Annotated in this window: 14 protein-coding genes; 6 read left to right on the forward strand and 8 right to left on the reverse strand. The window is 71.1% G+C overall.

Going from position 1 to position 17,204, the window contains the following annotated elements; genetic code table 11:
• The gene (locus ACU6RU_RS11640) at positions 1 to 1,287 is read right to left on the reverse strand and encodes a cell division protein PerM (protein ID WP_446726600.1); all 1,287 of its coding nucleotides are present in this window, start codon (positions 1,285 to 1,287) and stop codon (positions 1 to 3) included.
• An 80-nt stretch (positions 1,288 to 1,367) separates the two neighbouring features.
• Here ACU6RU_RS11640 and ACU6RU_RS11645 point away from each other — a divergent pair, with 80 nt between their 5' ends.
• Positions 1,368 to 2,804: an NCS2 family permease gene (locus ACU6RU_RS11645; RefSeq protein WP_289330115.1), complete on the forward strand. Its 1,437-nt coding sequence runs from the start codon at positions 1,368 to 1,370 to the stop codon at positions 2,802 to 2,804.
• A gap of 78 nt (positions 2,805 to 2,882) precedes the next feature.
• Here the strand turns inward: ACU6RU_RS11645 and sucD are convergent, their stop codons facing one another.
• The 4 genes from sucD to ACU6RU_RS11665 all read right to left on the reverse strand — a co-directional run bounded on the left by sucD (position 2,883) and on the right by ACU6RU_RS11665 (position 6,967).
• Positions 2,883 to 3,785, reverse strand: a complete 903-nt coding sequence (gene sucD, locus ACU6RU_RS11650; RefSeq protein ID WP_120264586.1) for a succinate--CoA ligase subunit alpha — start codon at positions 3,783 to 3,785, stop codon at positions 2,883 to 2,885.
• Between the two features lie 27 nt (positions 3,786 to 3,812).
• On the reverse strand, positions 3,813 to 4,979 hold the full coding sequence (gene sucC / locus ACU6RU_RS11655; protein WP_120264585.1) for an ADP-forming succinate--CoA ligase subunit beta: 1,167 nt from the start codon (positions 4,977 to 4,979) through the stop codon (positions 3,813 to 3,815).
• 132 nt (positions 4,980 to 5,111) lie between these two features.
• The gene (locus ACU6RU_RS11660) at positions 5,112 to 5,714 is read right to left on the reverse strand and encodes a response regulator transcription factor (RefSeq protein WP_120264584.1); all 603 of its coding nucleotides are present in this window, start codon (positions 5,712 to 5,714) and stop codon (positions 5,112 to 5,114) included.
• On the reverse strand, positions 5,711 to 6,967 hold the full coding sequence (locus tag ACU6RU_RS11665; RefSeq protein WP_446726601.1) for a histidine kinase: 1,257 nt from the start codon (positions 6,965 to 6,967) through the stop codon (positions 5,711 to 5,713). Before ACU6RU_RS11665 ends, ACU6RU_RS11660 begins: the two co-directional genes overlap by 4 nt.
• A 111-nt stretch (positions 6,968 to 7,078) precedes the next feature.
• Between ACU6RU_RS11665 and ACU6RU_RS11670 the strand changes: the two genes are divergently transcribed.
• Positions 7,079 to 7,579, forward strand: coding sequence for a small multidrug efflux protein (locus ACU6RU_RS11670; RefSeq protein WP_120264583.1), 501 nt, complete (start codon positions 7,079 to 7,081; stop codon positions 7,577 to 7,579).
• Positions 7,580 to 7,641: 62 nt separating this feature from the next.
• Positions 7,642 to 9,336, forward strand: coding sequence for a long-chain-fatty-acid--CoA ligase (locus ACU6RU_RS11675; protein ID WP_120264582.1), 1,695 nt, complete (start codon positions 7,642 to 7,644; stop codon positions 9,334 to 9,336).
• 5 nt (positions 9,337 to 9,341) lie between these two features.
• Here ACU6RU_RS11675 and ACU6RU_RS11680 read toward each other — a convergent pair whose 3' ends face one another.
• Positions 9,342 to 10,868, reverse strand: coding sequence for an FAD-dependent oxidoreductase (locus ACU6RU_RS11680; protein WP_446726602.1), 1,527 nt, complete (start codon positions 10,866 to 10,868; stop codon positions 9,342 to 9,344).
• Positions 10,869 to 10,929: 61 nt separating this feature from the next.
• On the opposite strand from ACU6RU_RS11680, the gene ACU6RU_RS11685 reads away from it, so the two are divergent.
• Positions 10,930 to 11,595: a TetR/AcrR family transcriptional regulator gene (locus ACU6RU_RS11685; protein WP_120265147.1), complete on the forward strand. Its 666-nt coding sequence runs from the start codon at positions 10,930 to 10,932 to the stop codon at positions 11,593 to 11,595.
• A 55-nt stretch (positions 11,596 to 11,650) separates the two neighbouring features.
• The gene (locus ACU6RU_RS11690; RefSeq protein WP_289330121.1) at positions 11,651 to 12,898 is read left to right on the forward strand and encodes an acyl-CoA dehydrogenase family protein; all 1,248 of its coding nucleotides are present in this window, start codon (positions 11,651 to 11,653) and stop codon (positions 12,896 to 12,898) included.
• On the opposite strand, the gene ACU6RU_RS11695 is transcribed toward ACU6RU_RS11690, so the two are convergent.
• Both ACU6RU_RS11695 and ACU6RU_RS11700 read right to left on the reverse strand, forming a co-directional pair.
• On the reverse strand, positions 12,891 to 13,880 hold the full coding sequence (locus ACU6RU_RS11695) for a COG1470 family protein (protein ID WP_446726603.1): 990 nt from the start codon (positions 13,878 to 13,880) through the stop codon (positions 12,891 to 12,893). The two genes, ACU6RU_RS11690 and ACU6RU_RS11695, sit on opposite strands and share 8 nt — an antisense overlap.
• Positions 13,881 to 13,955: 75 nt before the next feature.
• Positions 13,956 to 15,827, reverse strand: coding sequence for an alkaline phosphatase (locus ACU6RU_RS11700; RefSeq protein WP_446726604.1), 1,872 nt, complete (start codon positions 15,825 to 15,827; stop codon positions 13,956 to 13,958).
• 218 nt (positions 15,828 to 16,045) lie between these two features.
• On the opposite strand from ACU6RU_RS11700, the gene ACU6RU_RS11705 reads away from it, so the two are divergent.
• Positions 16,046 to 17,203, forward strand: a complete 1,158-nt coding sequence (locus tag ACU6RU_RS11705) for an AI-2E family transporter (RefSeq protein ID WP_120265146.1) — start codon at positions 16,046 to 16,048, stop codon at positions 17,201 to 17,203.
• Position 17,204: the final 1 nt, after the last annotated feature.

A 17,204-nucleotide genomic window follows, 5' to 3' on the forward strand; every position in this document is an offset into this window, starting at 1 on the left:
TTACTCTACCCGCGCCGTTCCGGCGAGCCGCGCCTGATCGTCATCCCCCGCGGTGGAGCGTTCGGCGGCCGCGTCCGCGTGGCGGGCGGTGCGCGGGCCGAGCAAGGCGATCGTCGCGCCGATGCCGATCTCGACCGCGAAGGCGAGACCGACGGCGCCCGCGGACGGGCCGATCTGGTCGAGTCGGCCGGGGCCGAAGGCGCCCGACGCCAGGAGCGAGAGGACGGCGACCGCGAGCCCGCCCCCGACAGCCACGATCGCCGCGGCGGCGAGGCGGGGAAGGACGGGATCGGCGACGAGCGCGGATGCCGGCGCGGGCATCCGGCGACGTGCTGCGCTGCCGGCGATGAACCCGAGCGCGACCAGGAGCAGCGCGACGAGCAGCAGCACGGGGGGCGTCGCCGGCGGGATCGCCCCGAGCACGGGGATGCCGGGAACGACGCCCAACTGCGTGCCGGATGCTGCGACCGTCGAGCCGGCACCGAGCGAGAACCCGGGCCCGGCGGCGAAAGCTCCACCCCACACGAAGAAGGTCGGCAGGTACGCGGCCTGCCCGATGGTGACGGCGGTCGCACCGATCGCATCGACGTTGGCTGCTTGGAAGAGCGACACGATCTCGCCCCCGCGGACGAGCACGGCGACGCCGACGAGCAGCGCACCGACACCCGCGAAGCCGACCACGGCGATCGCGAGACCGCGGGCGCCGGCCGAGACGGCCGTTGCGTAGCCGCTCCGGTCGAGCCTCACGAACAGCGAGTCGACGGGCCCGTCGTCACCGTCGCGCCACGCACGGGCGACCGAGCCGAGGAGGGCGGGGACGGCGAACACGAGGGTGGGCAGCAGAACGGCCTGCCAGGTCTCGACGACGGCATAGGGGGTCGAGGCCGTGGCGGCCACGAGGGCTGAGGCGACGGCGACGGTCGCCGTCCCGGCGAGCACCCCGGTGAACCCGGCTCCGGCACCGGCTGCGCGCGCCCCCGACCGCGCGGCGAACAGCGCGATCAGCAGCGCGACCGCGAGGGGCGGCAGCGAGAGCGAGAAGGTGAGCGCGTCGGGGGCGATGCCGGCTGCCACGGTGTACTCCTGCGGCAGCGAGACCTGCAGCGGCACCAGGTTTCCGAACTGCCACAGCCGCACCGACGCGGGCCAGAGCGACGACCAGTCGGCTCCCCCGCCGAAGCCGACCGCCCAGAGCACGGTCAGCGGCGCGAGGGCCGCGGCAACGCCGACGGCCACCGCGACGAGGGCGTCGAAGGCGGAGAGGAGGGCGACGAGGAGGCGATTCATGCCTGATCGACCCTACCCAGCGAGTCTGTGCGTGTCGGGCGGACGCGCGCGGGCGCGCTAGCGTCTTCTCGGAGGATCTTGTGAACACTACGCAATCGCGCGCGCCCCAGGGGGCCATCGACCGCTTCTTCGACATCAGCCGGCGCGGCTCGACGATCGGCACGGAGGTCCGTGGCGGCCTCGTGACATTCGTCACGATGGCCTACATCGTGATCCTGAACCCGATCATCCTGTCGGGCAAACCCGATGTGGCGGGAACGACCCTCGACTTCGCCGCGGTGAGCGCCGCGACGGCGCTGACCGCGGGCGTCATGACGATCCTGTTCGGGCTCATCACGCGGCTGCCGTTCGCCTTCGCCGCCGGGCTGGGCATCAACGCGTTCGTCGCCTTCGGCGTGGTGGGCGAGGTCACCTGGGCCGAGGCGATGGCGCTTGTGATGATCAACGGCGTCATCATCGTGCTGTTGGCGGCCACGGGTCTGCGCAAGCTCATCTTCGATGCGGTCCCCGTACAGCTCAAGCTCGCGATCACGGTGGCTATCGGTCTGTTCATCGCGTTCATCGGGTTCGTCAACTCCGGCTTCGTGACCTCGACCGGCCAGGCCTCTCCCCCGGTCGGGCTCGGCGTCGGCGGATCCGTCGCGTCGGTACCGACCCTGATGTTCGTCATCACCCTTCTGCTCACCGGCATCCTCGTCGCCCGAAAGGTCAAGGGCGGCATGCTGATCGGCATCGTGACGGGCACCGTCCTGTCGATCGTCGTCGAGGCCATCTGGCACCTCGGGCCGGCCACCGAGAACGCCGGCGGATGGGGGCTGACCGTCCCGGCACTATCGGGCTCGCCGGTCAGCGTCCCGGACCTGAGCCTCATCGGCGCGGTCGACTTCGGCTTCGACCTCGGCAAGGTCAGCATCGTGACCCTCGTCATGCTCGTCTTCACGCTCGTGTTCTCGAACTTCTTCGACGCGATGGGCACGATGACGGGCCTGGCCAAGGAGGCGAACCTCGCCGACGCGAAGGGCGACTTCCCCCGCATCAAGTCGGCGCTGATCGTCGAGGGCGTCGGCGCGATCGCGGGTGGCGCGACGAGCTCGTCGTCGGCCACGGTCTTCGTCGAGTCGGGATCGGGCATCGGCGAGGGCGCACGAACGGGACTCGCCAACGTCGTGACGGGCCTCGTCTTCCTGCTCGCGATGTTCTTCACGCCGCTGACCTCGATCGTCCCCACCGAGGTCGCCGCCGCGGCACTGGTCATCGTCGGAGCCATGATGCTGTCGCAGATCGCGCACATCGACCTGAGCGACTTCCGCGTCCTGCTGCCGGTGTTCCTCACCGCCACGGTGATGCCGCTGACCTACTCGATCGCCAACGGCATCGGCGCGGGCTTCATCTCGTGGGTGCTGGTCAACGCGCTCTCGGGCCGCGTCAAGCAGATCAGCCCGCTGCTGTGGGTCGTCGCCGGCGGCTTCGTGATCTTCTTCGCCCGCGGCCCCCTCGAGGCGCTCCTCGGGGTCTGATCGCCGCCAGACGCGCTTCTGGAGAACAGCGAAGGGGCGGATGCCGCAGCATCCGCCCCTTCGTCGTATCCGGAAGCGTCAGAGCTTCTCGATGATCTCCCGCATGAGCGCGGCGGTCTCGGACGGCGTCTTGCCGACCTTGACACCGGCGGCCTCGAGGGCCTCCTTCTTCGCCTGCGCGGTTCCCGCCGAGCCCGAGACGATGGCGCCGGCGTGGCCCATCGTCTTGCCCTCGGGCGCGGTGAAGCCCGCGACGTAGCCGACGACCGGCTTCGTCACGTGGGCCTTGATGTACTCGGCCGCGCGCTCTTCGGCGTCGCCGCCGATCTCGCCGATCATGACGATGGCCTTCGTGTCGGGGTCTGCCTCGAACGCTGCGAGGGCGTCGATGTGCGTCGTGCCGATGATCGGGTCGCCGCCGATGCCGATGGCGGTCGAGAAGCCGAGATCGCGCAACTCGAACATCATCTGGTACGTCAGGGTGCCCGACTTCGACACGAGACCGATCGGGCCCTTGCCCGTGATGTTCGCGGGAGTGATGCCCGCGAGAGCTTCGCCGGGGGTGATGATGCCGGGGCAGTTCGGCCCGATGATCCGGGTCTTGTTGCCCTTCGACTTGGCGTAGGCCCAGGCCTCGGCCGACTCGCCGACGGGCACGCCCTCGGTGATGACGACGAGCAGGGGGATCTCCGCGTCGATGGCCTCGACCATGGCGTCCTTCGTGAACGCGGGGGGCACGAACGCGACCGAGACGTCGGCGCCGGTCTTCTCGATCGCCTCGGCGACCGAGCCGAACACCGGCAGCTCGACGGCGTTGCCGTCGGCGTCGGTGTGCGAGACGGTGGTGCCGGCCTTACGGGCGTTGACGCCGCCGACGATGTTGGTGCCCGCCTTGAGCATCAGAGCGGTGTGCTTGGTGCCCTCACCGCCCGTGATGCCCTGGACGATGACCTTGGAGTCCTTGTTGAGGTAGATAGACATGTCGTTGGTCCTTTTCGCGTCCGGAGCTCAGGCGTTCGCCAGCTCGGCGGCCTTGTCGGCGCCCTCGTCCATACCGGCGGCGAGGGTCACGAGCGGGTGGTTCGCGTCGGCGAGGATCGCACGGCCCTCGTCGACCTGGTTGCCGTCGAGACGCACGACGAGCGGCTTGGTCGCCGAGTCACCCAGGATCTCGAGGGCCTTGACGATGCCCTCGGCGACGGCGACGCACGAGGTGATGCCGCCGAAGACGTTGACGAAGACGCTCTTGACCTGCTCGTCGCCGAGGATGACGTCGAGCCCCGAGGCCATGACCTGGGCGTTGGCGCCGCCGCCGATGTCGAGGAAGTTGGCGGGCTTGACGCCGCCGTGCTTCTCGCCGGCGTAGGCGACGACGTCGAGGGTCGACATGACCAGGCCCGCACCGTTGCCGATGACGCCGACCTGACCGTCGAGCTTGACGTAGTTCAGGCCCGACTCCTTGGCCTTGGCCTCGAGCGGGTCCGCGGCGCCCTTGTCCTCGAGCGCCTCGTGCTCGGGGTGACGCACCTCGCTGGCGTTCTCGTCGAGCGAGACCTTGCCGTCGAGGGCGACGATGTCACCGGCGCCGGTGCGCACCAGCGGGTTCACCTCGACGAGGGTCGCGCCCTCGCCCTTGTAGACGTCGTACAGCTTGACGAACACGTCCGAGACCTTCTCGACGAGGTCGTCGGGGAAGTTCGCGGCGCGGGCGATCTCGACGGCCTTGGCCTTGTCGATGCCCTGCAGCGGGTCGACCTCGATGCGCGCGAGCGCCTCGGGACGCTCGACAGCGAGCTCCTCGATCTCCATGCCGCCCTCGACCGAGCACAGGCTCAGGTACGAGCGGTTGGCGCGGTCGAGCAGCACCGAGAAGTAGAACTCCTCGGCGATGTCGGCGCCCTGCGCGATCATGACGCGCTGGACCACGTGGCCCTTGATGTCGAGGCCCAGGATGGCCTCGGCCGCGGCGTACGCCTCGTCGGGGGTCTTGGCGACCTTGACGCCGCCGGCCTTGCCGCGACCTCCGGTCTTGACCTGAGCCTTGACGACCACGACGCCGCCGATCTTCTCGGCCGCCGCCTTCGCCTCCTCAGGGGTGTCGGCGATGATGCCGGCGAGCACCGGCACCTCGTACTTCTCGAACAGGTCTCGGGCCTGGTACTCGTAAAGGTCCACTGCAATCCTTCGCTGGGCGACGGTGGGTGATGGGCGTGAAGAATCTCGATGTCGAGATATCGCCCGATCGGAAAGCCTACTACCCGCGCCTGACGGCCCCTGCCCGATCCCCGCCGAACGAAGGGGGCCGAGTCAGATCCAGCCGCGCTCGCGCGCCATGATCGCCGCCTGCTGACGGGTCGCGAGATGCAGCTTGCCGAGCACGGACGAGACGTGGTTGCGGACCGTGCCCGCCGACAGGTGAAGTGTCGCCGCGATCTCGGCGATGGTCTCGCCGCGCGCACCCGCTCGCAGCACGTCGAGTTCGCGGTCGGTCAGGGGGCTCCGCTCGTCGCTGAGGGCGTCGGCGGCGACTTCGGGATCGACGTACCGGCGCCCGGCGGCGACCTCGCGGATGACGGCGGCGACATCGTCGGCGCGACGCGATTTCGGCACGAATCCGTCGACTCCTGCGCTCAAGGCGCGCCGGAGGACGCCGGGCCGTGCGTGCCGGGTCACCACGACGCAGCGAGCTGGGACGTGCCGGCGGATGCGGGCCGCCGCCTCGACCCCGTCGATGCCGGGCATCTCGAGGTCGAGCAGGCAGACGTCGGGCCGGAGCTCGAGCGCACGCTCGACCGCGCTCTCGCCGTCGCGGCACTCCGCGATGACCTCGAGATCGTCCTCCAGGCGCAGCAGCGCGGCGAGGGCGGAGCGGATCATGTCCTCGTCGTCGGCGATGAGCACCCGGATCATTGCGGCAGCCCCTCCTCGGCCGGCTCCCGGCGCCCCGCCCCGGCAGCTGAAGCCGCGGGGATCGAGACGACGACCTCGAACCGATCGTCGTCGCGACGGGTGCGCAGGTCGCCGCCGGCGACCCCGACCCGGTGCGAGATGCCGTCGAGGCCCGAGCCGGAACCGAGAGCCGACCCGGCACCCGGATCGTTGGCGAAGGCGACACGCCAGTACGCACCGTCGCGGTCGAGCCTCAGCTCCGCCCAGCGACCGCCGCCGTGCTTGAGGACGTTCGTCGTGCATTCCCGGATGACGGGACCGAGGGTGTCGGCGGGGGCGAGAACGGCATCGGCCGCGACGTCGAGCCGCACCGCGAGCCCCGCGGCCCGCAGCAGATCGGCGGCGTTGGCCAGTTCGTCGGGGAGCGGCACACCGCGGAAGCGCCCGGCGAGCTCGCGCGTTCCGGTCCGCGCCGCATCGACGGATGCCCGCGCCAGACGGATCTGCTCGCCCGCGGCATCCGGATCGCGCTCCAGCATCCGCTCGGCGAGCTCGAGCTGCAGTGCGATCACCTGCAGGTGGTGTCCTTGCAGGTCGTGCAACTCGCCCGCCAGGCGCAGACGCTCCTGCGTCGCCGCCAGACGCGACTCGGTCGCGCGGGCGCGGTCGAGCTCGAGCACGACGTCCCACGACCACAGCGACAGCGCGATGGAGGCCGGGAGGGCGACGGCGAAGACGAGAAGGGCGAAGGCGAATGATCCCGTGCCCTCGAGCGCGGCTTCGATGCGTGCCCGCTCCGCGAACCAGAGCGCGACCAGCGCGGCCTCGACGAGGATCACGCCGCGCCACCGGATGCCGGGCCCCCAACGCACCAGGCACAGGATCGTGGCCAGGACGGCGGCGGCGAACAGCACCGTCATCGTCGTCACGCCGACGAGCAGCGATCCGGCCACCCCCACCAGGACGGGCCACGACAAAAACCGCCGCAGCCGGGGCGGCCGGTCGGCCTCACCCACGTCGCCGTCGGTGCGGTAGCGCGACAGCAGCACGACGGTCGAGACCAGGACGGCGACCGAGCCGGCCGCATACCCGACGATCACCGCCGGATCCTCCAGGCGGGTGCGGACCAGCAGCGCCCATAGGCTCCAGATGCCGAGCGCCGAGATCATGAAGAAGACGATGGATGCCGCGATGTACCACGAGGTGGCCACGACCTCGCGGGCCAGCGTCGTGCTGCGCGGCGCGGATGCCGGTCGAGGGTCGCGGTCTTTCACGAGGCCAGAGTACGACCATGACGTTTGTCATGGCCGAGGCCGCCGAACCTCCCGGTCGCGGGTGACGCCCCGACACTCCCGCCTGCGATCGGGCGCGGCTGGGATGGATCCATGACCAATCCCCTTGCAGACCTCATCCTCGGCTTCCAGGACCTCGTGGCCCGAATGCCCGACATCCTCCAGCCCGTCATCGTCGCCCTCGCGGGAGCGGTGCCGTTCATCGAGGGCGAGGGCGCCGCCGGCATCGGCATCATCGGCGGCATCCACCCCGTCGTCGCCGCGCTCTCCGGCGCGATCGGCAACTTCGTCTGCGTCGCCGTCGTCGTACTCGTCGCCGCGCGCGTGCGCACCGCCGTCACCACGCGGGGCGGCGCACCCGAGAAACCGAAGTCGGCCCGCAGCGAGAAGTTCCAGAAGGCGTACCACCGCTACGGCACCCCGGGGGTGAGCCTGCTCGGCCCGCTCCTGCTGCCCACGCAGTTCACCGCCGCCGCCCTGACCGCCACCGGGGTGCCCCCGCGCATCGTCCTCCTGTGGCAGGGAGCCGCGATCGTGATGTGGACCACGATCATCACCCTCTTCATCACCGGCGTGCTCTACGTCGCCACCTGACACTCCCGCAACCCCCAGGCCGTATTCAGCGGCCGGCATGCCCTGGAATGCAGGATGGTGACATGACCGCCCTGGAGTCCCGCCCGTGGCTGTCGGCCTACGCCGACGGCGTCCCCGCCGAGATCGACGAGGTCACGCAGACCCTGCCGGAGATGCTGGCCGCGACCGTCGCACGGCACGGCAACCGGACCGCGCTGGAGTTCTTCGGCGCCTCGATGACCTATCGCGAGCTCGGGGCAAGCGTCGACCGGGCCGCCGAGGGGCTGCGCCGGCTCGGCGTGACCGCCGGAGATCGGGTGGCGATCGTGCTGCCGAACTGCCCGCAGCATGTCATCGCGTTCTACGCAGCGCTCCGCCTGGGCGCGATCGTGGTCGAGCACAACCCGCTCTACACGGCGCGCGAGCTGCGGCACCAGTTCGAGGACCACGGCGCGCGGTTCGCGATCGTGTGGGACAAGACCGTCGACACCATCGCCGACTTCCCGACCGATCTGCGCGTCGAGCGCATCATCAGCGTCGATGTCACGGAGGCTCTCCCCCGCGGCAAGCGGATGCTCCTGCGGCTGCCCGTCGCGAAGGCACGGGAGTCGCGGGCGCAGCTGACGGCGAAGCCGCGCACGAAGGACGCGCTGCCCTGGTCGCGGCTCCTCCACCGCCGCGCGGTGTCGAGGCGTGTGGCGGGGCCGAGCCTCGACGACACCGCGCTGCTGCAGTACACCAGCGGCACCACGGGCATCCCCAAGGGCGCCGTGCTGTCGCACCGCAACCTCCGGGCGAACGCGATGCAGGGTCGCGCGTGGGTGCCAGGACTCGTCGAGGGCAACGAGACGTTCTACGGCGTTCTGCCGCTCTTCCACGCCTACGGCATGACGCTCTGCCTGACGTTCGCGATGAGCATCGGGGCGAAGCTCGTGCTGTTCCCGAAGTTCGACGTGGGCCTCATGGCGGATGCCGCGAAGAAGAGCCCGCCGACGTTCCTCCCCGCTGTGCCGCCGATCTACGACCAGCTCGCGCGTGCGGCATCCCGCGGCGCGATCGACCTCTCGCGCGTACGGTTCGCGATCTCGGGGGCGATGAGCCTGCCGGTCGCCACGGTCCGCCGCTGGGAGGACACCACCGGGGGCCTGCTCGTCGAGGGATACGGGATGACCGAGTCCTCCCCCGTCGCGCTCGGCAATCCGATGGGCCCCTCGCGCCGTCCCGGCACCGTGGGTGTCCCGTTCCCGAGCACGGACATCCGCATCGTCGACCCCGACGACCCGTCGGTCGACCGTGAGCCGGGCGAAGAGGGCGAGCTTCTCCTGCGCGGACCACAGGTGTTCTCGGGCTACTGGCGACGCCCCGCCGAGACCGCCGATGCGCTTCTGCCCGGCGGCTGGCTGCGCACCGGCGACATCGCCGTCGTGTCGCCCGACGGCTTCGTCTCGATCGTCGACCGCCTCAAGGAGCTCATCATCACGGGCGGGTTCAACGTCTCGCCCAGCGAGGTGGAAGACACCCTGCACGCCCACCCGGATGTCGAGGCCGCGGCCGTCGTCGCCGCCCCGCGCTCATCGGGCGGCGAGGAGGTCGTCGCCGCGGTCGTGCTGCGCGACGGCGCCACGCTCGATGTCGAGGGTCTGCGCGACTTCTGCCGCACGCGGCTGGCGGCGTACAAGGTGCCGCGCCGGATCATCGCCGTCGACGATCTGCCCCGGTCGCTCATCGGCAAGGTGCTCCGGCGCCAGGTGCGCGAAGAGCTTCTCGCTCGCGACTGAGCCTCTCAGCCCAGCCGCCGCAGGCCCGTCGAGGCGGGGCCCTCGATGCGCTCGCCGTCGGGGGTGAACCGAGATGCGTGCAGAGGGCAGTCCCACGTGCACTCGAGGTCGTTCCACTCGAGCACGCCGCCGAGGTGCGGGCAGATCGCGCTGACCGCCCGCGTCTGACCGTCGACCGTCGAGACGCCCACAGGCCGGGCATGATGCTGCGCTACGGTGCCCTGGCCCTCTGCCGGCTGCGCGACCGGCGTGGATCGCGTCGCCGCGCCGACCCAGCCGCGCGCAGCAGCGGCCCCGACCTTCGCGTTCTCCGTCGCGCCGCGAGCGAGGTCGGCAGGAACCGTGAGGCGCGTGCCGATGACCGTCATCCATGTCGGGCGCTCGCGCATCTTCTCGCCGCGCAGCTCGCTGGCGATGCGCAATGCGGCAGCGGGTGCGTTGGTCAACCCCCACTTGGCGTAGCCGGTCGCGAACCGCACGCGCCCGAGCGAGCGGGGCATCACCCCGATGAACGGCACGAGGTTGTGCGAGGTGTAGTCCTGCGCCGACCAGCGGTGGGTCTCCGTCCCCACGGGGAACGTCTCCCGCGCCCACGTGACGAGCTCCTCGAGCATCGCCAGCTCGCTCTCGACTCGGCCGACCGGGTGACCGGCGCCGCCGACGATCAGCTGCGGCGCCGCATCCGTTCCGCCGCCCGCGCCGTCGGCGGCCGTCACGGTGCGCACCGACCGGGTCGGGCTGTCGGCCGAGAGGTACATGCCGTCGGGTACCTCGCCCTCGAGGTCGAACGAGACGCACGCCGACCGCATCCCGCTCACCTTCGCGAAGTACAGTCCGCGATCGGTGAGGGGCGCCCCCGTGGCCAGCACGATCTTCGCGGCGAACAGCGTGCCGGCCTCGGTGTCGACCCGGGGCCGCGGCACGACCCGCACGCGCCGCACCGCCGTGTTCAGATGCAGCCGGCCGCCGGCGGCGACGAACGCGGTCGCCAGTGCCGTCAACAGGCTCATCGGGTCGATCGCGCGCTGATCGTCCAGGGCGACGGCGCTGACCATGCGGACGGGACCGGCCGCGAGCTCCTCGGGACCGGCGAGACGCACGGCGAGGCCCGCTTCACGGGCCGCGCGGTACTCCTCCGTCACCGACGCCACGCCGTCGGCACCGTGAGCGTAGGTGTACGCGGTGCGGACGGTCGTCGAGACACCGAGCTCGTCGGCAGCACGGGCGACCCACTCGAAGCCGTCGCGGTTCGCGTCGGCGTAGGCACGGACGAGGGATGCCGGGTGATGCCGGCGCAACGACGACAGCGTCGTGCCCTGCAGCAGCGAGATCTTGCCGGTGTTCGAGCCCGACGCGAGTTCGCCGATGCCGCCGCGCTCGACGATCGCGACATCCATGCCGCTGCGGACGAGCTCGAGCGCGGTCGCGAGCCCGGTCAGCCCTGCCCCGACGATGACGACATCGTGACGCTGCCCCGGTTCGAACGGCGTTCCGGTGGGCGCGGACACATCGGTCTTCCACAGCGGCGTCATGCCCGCAGTCAACGCCGCGCACCGGACGGCGACAAGCGACTTGACACTAGGCTCGGTGCCCATGACCGAGGCCTCCCGCACCCCCGGCGACCCCCTCGTGGCCGCGGCCGTCGCCCTGTTCGACGAGCAGGGATATGAACGCACCTCGGTCGACGACATCGCTCGGGCGGGCGGTCTGTCGCGATCGACGTTCTTCCGGCAATACGGCGGCAAGGACGATGTGGTCTTCGCCGACCACGACGTCGCTATCGCGGCGCTGCGCGAGCTGCTCGAGACGACGGACGAGACCCCGTGGCGCGCGGTGTGCGATGCCGCGCTCGCAGCTTTCGACCACTTCGCCGCCGACGTCGAGCTCGCCCGGCGGCGATACCGCGTGGTGCGCGGCGTCCCGGCGCTGCGCGACCGCGAGATCGTCATGGTCTTCCGCTACGAACGGCTGTTCGGCGATCATCTGCGTGCGCGTCTGCCCGAGCTCGATGCCGCCGAGCTCGTCGGCTTCAGCGCGGCCGTGACCGCCGTCCACAATCACGTCCTGCGCCGCTTGCTCCGCGGCGATGACACGGTCACCCGGCTCACGGTCCACGCCGCGCTCGATGATCTGCTGCGTCGGTTCGGGGTGCATCCGGACGGCGAGCCTCCGGCCGACGAGGACGTCGTCGTCGCCGTCTTCCCTCGCCGGATGCCGCTCGCGGAGGTCACCCGCCGCATCCGGTCCGAGCTCTCCTGACCGACCCCGGGTGCCGGCGTGACACTCAGTGTCGTTCGGGGTGATACTGGATGCCATGAGCGATGAAGCCGACCGTGACCTCGACGCACTCCCCGGCGAGCGCGTCGCCTCGTACGCCCTGACGGGCCGCCGCGACACCGACTACTACGGCGTCTTCGCCGACGTCGACGACGCCGACCGCGCCGCGTGGGACCGCGCCCGCACGTTCGTCGACGAGGTCGGCGACCGGATGCAGCGCGCCTGGGACACCGCGACCTACCCGCTCGACCTCGTCCGCCGCATGGGCGAGCTCGACCTCTTCGTCGACGGGATCGACCACCCGGGTCTCACGCGCATCACCCCGCTGGGCGCCGGCCTGGTGAATATGGAGATCTCGCGCGGCGACGGCTCGCTCGGCACGGCGCAGGCCGTCCAAGGCGGGCTCGCGCTGCGCACCCTGGCCCTGTTCGGGTCTCCTGACCAGCAGAAGCGCTGGTTGCGGCCGCTCGCCGGGGGCGAGGTTCTGGGTAGTTTCGCGCTCACCGAGCCGGACCACGGCTCGGATTCGGTCTCGCTCGAGACCGTCGCCCGCCGCGAGGGCGACGAGTGGGTGCTCCGCGGAGCCAAGAAGTGGATCGGCAATGGGGCGTCGGGCGGCATCACGTTCGTCTGGGCACGCGTCGACGACGAGGGCGATGAGCTGCACGGTTCCGTGCGCTGCTTCCTCGTCGAGCAGGACCGCCCCGGTTACACCGGCACCGTCATCGCGGGCAAGGCGTCGCTGCGCGGCATCCACCAGGCGCATGTCGCGCTGCGCGACGTGCGGCTTCCGGCCGACGCCGTCCTCGCGGGCACGCGATCGTTCCGGGATGCCTCGACGGTCCTCTACGCCACCCGTTCGGGCGTCGCGTGGTCTGCGCTGGGACACGCGACCGCCTGCTACGAGGCGGCGGTCACCTATGCCGGCGAGCGCATCCAGTTCGGTCGGCCGCTCGCCCGCTCGCAGATGGTGCAGGAACGCCTCACGCAGATGCTCGACGAGCTCACCGCGATGCAGCTCTACTGCCGCCGGCTCGCCGACCTCGAAACGACCGGCGGCCTGCGGCCGACCCAGGCGTCGCTGGCGAAATACCACAACACCCGGGCCGCGCGACGGATCGCGCAGACCGCGCGCGACCTCCTCGGAGGCAACGGCATCCTGCTCGAGAACGGGGTCATGCAGCACATGGCCGACATCGAGGCGATCCACACCTACGAGGGCACGGAGAGCGTCCAGGCGCTCCTGCTGGGCCGCGACATCACCGGAGTCGGCGCGTTCACCTGACCCGCCGCGCGCGTCGGCGCGCGAAGATACTCACCACGAGCGCGATGATCCCCGCCCCCAGCGCGACGACGGCGATCGACGACCACGCCACGGCCGGCGTCGAGAACCCCGCGGATGCCGCTTCGGGCAGCGGCACGCGATCGTCGCCGAGCGACACCGGGGTGACGGTGATCTCGCCGGCGGCGAAGAACAGCGGCGCGAGCGGCAGCTCGATGCGCTGCGTCGCCGTGCCGCCGGGCAGCACCTCGAACGCCGCGGCGGTCCCGCCCCCGGGCATGAGCCCCAGCGGGCCCGAAGCATCGGCGGCGACGCTCGCCCCGAACCGGACGTTGCCGGTGTTGGTCACGCGGTACTCGACCGTCAGGGTGCCGGGAGCGAAGGGGATCCACGAGGGCGTGAAGCTCGCCGCGGCAGCGTCGACGCTGAGCATCGGAGCGATCTCGCCGGCGACCTGCAGATGCACGCGCACGCCGACACGGTGCGTCACCGTGACCCCCGACTCCGCGGCACTGAGGCCCACGACGATCCCGGCCGGGTGATCCCCCGGCGTCGCATCCGCCGGCACCGTGATCGTGACGGGGAGCACCCGGGTCTCGCCCGCGGCGAGCGCGAGGCCGTCGCCGTCGACCCCACCGACGTCGATCCAGGCTCCGCCGGCTGCCGGATCGTCGGCACGGACGTCGTACGCGCCGTCGGCGCCCACGACACCGTCGCCGGCGGCGACGGTGAACACCGCGGGCTCTATCGAGTGATTGGTGACCGCGATGGCATCGGTGATCGCGCCGCCCGGGTCGATCGTGTGGCGCAGTGACACCCTGCCGTCGGGGCCGGCGGCGTCGGCGGGGACGACCCCCCACTCGATCGTGGGCGGCTCCGGCGCCGCGGCCGATGCCGGGACGACGGTGAGCGATGCGGATGCCGTGAGCGCGGCGAGCACGCCTGCTGCCAGCAGCACGGCACGGATGAGGAGGACGCGGGGCATGAGGTCTCCGGTGAGCTGGGGGCGGGGACGGGCCGAAGCCCGCCCCCGCCGATGCATCGATGTCGCGTGGACCGGTCAGTCCTGTGCGAACAGGGTGAGCGTGATCTCGCTGCCGTAACGGCCGCCGGCAGCGTGCGCGGGAACCGTCAGATCCAGATCGGCGCCGACCACCGTCGTTCCCACACGCGACGTCCGGTCGGCGGCGGCGAGCGTCGCAGGCGAGTCGAGCGTCGCCCGGCCGCCCGCGGCGGCGCCCGACTCGGATCGGACGATGCGCGGCGCCCACGCGAGGTTCTCCGCCGCCAGCGTGCGATTGCCGGCCACGAAGTCCGTCGCCGATCCCGCGAGTGTCCAGCCGCGTCCCTGGGCGCGGACCTCGTTGCGCGTGTCGGCGACCGTCACGAGCGGCATCGTCGCATCCAGCTTCGCCCCGGAGCCGCCGAACGCGACGCGCTCGCCGTGTCCGGCGACGCTCAGGCTGAGCGCACCGTCCGCCGGCTGGCGCGAGATCGCGGCCTCGAGTGCGACGGCATCGGCCGAGCTCCGTTCCCCGTGCCCGAGGAAGTCGAAGATGGTCTCGCCGATCGCGGTGTTGTCGAGATAGGCGCCGCGGACGACATCCCACTGGTCGGCCCGCGCTTCGAGCGCTTCAGCCCCGGCACCCTTGGCGAAGAGCGGGACGAGCGCGTTCGTGTGTCCGCCCGAGTGCCACGTCAGGTCGGGGAGCTGCCCCGCCGTTCCCGTCATCGGCGTCCACCCGGTCTCCGGCCCGGACCCTGCACCGGCGAGATAGCCGGTCTCATGGTCGGCGGTGACGACGACGAGCGTCTCGTCCCAGCTGCTGTTCTCCTCGACCCACGACTCGACGGCCTCGACGGCGTCGTTGAAGGCGATCTGCTCCTCGATGAGGCGGGTGGTCTGGTTCGCATGGCCGGCCCAGTCGACCGCGCCGCCCTCGACCATGAGGAAGAAGCCCTCGTCACCCGTGTCGAGAACGTTCAGCGCCCCGCGGGCGAGGGTGTCGAGGTCGGGCACGTCGTTAGCCGGATCGGTGTACGGCAGCGCGGCGTCGTTCGCCAGTCCGGGGCGGTTGTACTGCAGGGTCTCGGCGACCTGCGCGAGACCGAACACCTTGTCGGGAGTGGCGGTTCCGGCGGCGAGAGCTTCGAAGTCGGCCTTGTCGTCGATGAAGCTGAAGGGCGTCGCTCCGGTCGAGAGGCGCTCGTAGTCGGTCTGCGCGATCCATGTCCAATCGGCCGGACGAGGCTCGTGGGCGTCGGTGTACATCGGGTGACCGCCACCCATGAGGACGTCCACGCCGCTGTCGATCATCTCGGTCGCGAGGCCCTGGTAGTCGTTGCGGTCGGCGTTGTGGGCGATGAAGCCCGCGGGAGTGGCGTGGTTGAAGGGCACGGAGGTGACGAGCCCGACCTTCTTGCCCACCTCCTGCGCCTGCTCGCCCACGCTGAGCAGGCGATCGCCGCCGGGCTCGAAGCCGAGGGTCCCGTTGTTCGTCTTCACACCGGTTCCGAGCGCCGTGCCCGCTGCGGCGGAGTCGGTGGCGCCAGAAGCGACCCAGCCGAAGTCTCCCCATGCCTTCTCGGTGACGTACTCCGCCCGGCCCGATGCCGAGTAGTGCGACTGGGCGACCTGGACGGGCCAGGTCTCGTAGACCTGACCCGGCGTTGCCGCCCCGTGCGCGATCGCGCCGGTCCCGGGATCGACGGTGACCTGATGCGCGCTCGTGCCATGCTCGTACAGACTCGCGGCGTCGAACTGGTTGTAGCCCGCGCCATCCGAGATCATCAGGATGACGTTCTTCGGAACGGATGCCGCGTCGGCATCGGATGCGCTCGCGACGACGGCCGGGGCCGACGCGAGAACGAGACCGGCGACGACGCTCGCCGCGGTCAGGGTGCAGGCGCGCGTGTGCGCTCTCCGGTGCATGGAGATCCTCTTTCGTATCTGGGGGGGGTGCGAAAGCCGCCGCGTTGCGGGCGGCACCTCCACGGTCGTCGGCGGGGGTGGCCGCGCGGAGACCTCCCGGCGACGCGACGGTGAACGGGAGCAGCCGCGGAGGTGACCGCGGCAGCCCGGCACTGTCGCACGTGTGCCACGAACGCAACCCCGGGTCATCGTCGTCGCCGTCCGCTACCGTCGTCGTCATGAGTCTGTTCCGACGGAGCCCACGGCCCGAGACCGTGCTGGCGGATGCCATCGATCGCGATGCCGAACGGCCGCCCACGGGGCTGTGGGCCGACGGATTCGGCCGGCTCGCTATCCGCGGGGTGCAGATCATCGTCCTGGTGATCCTCGCCATCGGCATCGTCTACGTCCTGCGGCAGGTGTCCGTCGTCGCGATCCCGCTGATCCTCGCGCTCATCTTCGCGTGCGCGTTCGCTCCCGCCATGAGCTGGATGCGGCGCCACGGCGTGCCGTCGCTGCTCGCGACGATCATCACCCTGCTCACGATCGTGGTCCTGCTGACCGGTCTGTCGTGGCTGATCGTCTGGGCCGTCCGCGACCAGTGGGACGACCTGTATTCGCAGGCCGAGGAGGGCTTCCAGCAGCTCATCGCGTGGGCGCAGACGCTCCCCTTCTCGATCGACCAGAAGCAGATCGACGAATGGCTGGGTGCCCTCGGCGACTTCGTCACGAGCGCCCAGTTCGGCTCCGGCGCCATCGCGGGCGTGAGTGCCGTGGCGACCTTCATCACGGGTGCGGTGCTGCTCGTGGTCATCCTCTTCTTCTTCCTCAAGGACGGACCCCGCATGTGGGCGTTCCTCCTGCGCCCGTTCCGCGGCTCGAACGAGCAGCGCGCTCGTCGCATCGGCGACAAGACGGTCGTCGTGCTCGGCTCGTACATCCGCGGCACCGCCGCCGTCGCTTTCGTCGATGCAGCCGGCATCTTCATCGCCCTGCTCGTGCTCCAGGTGCCGCTGGCCCTCCCCCTCGCGGTCCTCGTCTTCCTCCTGGCCTTCATCCCGATCGTGGGTGCGACGCTTGCCGGCATCCTGGCCGCCCTCGTCGCGCTCGTCGCGAACGGTCCGCTCAACGCGGTGCTCGTCGTCGGGGCGGTGGTGCTCGTCAACCAGCTCGAGGGCAACTTCCTGCAGCCCGTGCTCATGGGCCGCACGATGAAGCTGCACTCGTTCGTCGTGCTCGTCGCCCTGACCGCCGGCACCGCGATCGGAGGCATCCTGGGAACGCTGCTCGCCGTGCCGATCACCGCCGTCGTGTGGGGCATCGTGCAGGTGTGGGACGGACCGGACCTGCCGGCCCGCTGGGCCCGGCCGAAGCCCCGCGAGCAGCTGCAGGCCTGAG

The sequence above is a fragment of the Microbacterium sp. F1-18 genome (assembly GCF_052921305.1).

Bases quoted from the DNA above. Each gene is read 5' to 3' on its own strand.
- ACU6RU_RS11700 (WP_446726604.1), bottom strand. From the start codon at position 15,827: ATGCACCGGAGAGCGCACACGCGCGCCTGCACCCTGACCGCGGCGAGC.
- ACU6RU_RS11705 (WP_120265146.1), top strand. From the start codon at position 16,046: ATGAGTCTGTTCCGACGGAGCCCACGGCCCGAGACCGTGCTGGCGGAT.
- ACU6RU_RS11670 (WP_120264583.1), top strand. From the start codon at position 7,079: ATGACCAATCCCCTTGCAGACCTCATCCTCGGCTTCCAGGACCTCGTG.
- ACU6RU_RS11675 (WP_120264582.1), top strand. From the start codon at position 7,642: ATGACCGCCCTGGAGTCCCGCCCGTGGCTGTCGGCCTACGCCGACGGC.
- ACU6RU_RS11695 (WP_446726603.1), bottom strand. From the start codon at position 13,880: ATGCCCCGCGTCCTCCTCATCCGTGCCGTGCTGCTGGCAGCAGGCGTG.
- ACU6RU_RS11690 (WP_289330121.1), top strand. From the start codon at position 11,651: ATGAGCGATGAAGCCGACCGTGACCTCGACGCACTCCCCGGCGAGCGC.
- sucD (WP_120264586.1), bottom strand. From the start codon at position 3,785: ATGTCTATCTACCTCAACAAGGACTCCAAGGTCATCGTCCAGGGCATC.
- ACU6RU_RS11685 (WP_120265147.1), top strand. From the start codon at position 10,930: ATGACCGAGGCCTCCCGCACCCCCGGCGACCCCCTCGTGGCCGCGGCC.
- ACU6RU_RS11680 (WP_446726602.1), bottom strand. From the start codon at position 10,868: ATGACGCCGCTGTGGAAGACCGATGTGTCCGCGCCCACCGGAACGCCG.
- ACU6RU_RS11640 (WP_446726600.1), bottom strand. From the start codon at position 1,287: ATGAATCGCCTCCTCGTCGCCCTCCTCTCCGCCTTCGACGCCCTCGTC.
- ACU6RU_RS11660 (WP_120264584.1), bottom strand. From the start codon at position 5,714: ATGATCCGGGTGCTCATCGCCGACGACGAGGACATGATCCGCTCCGCC.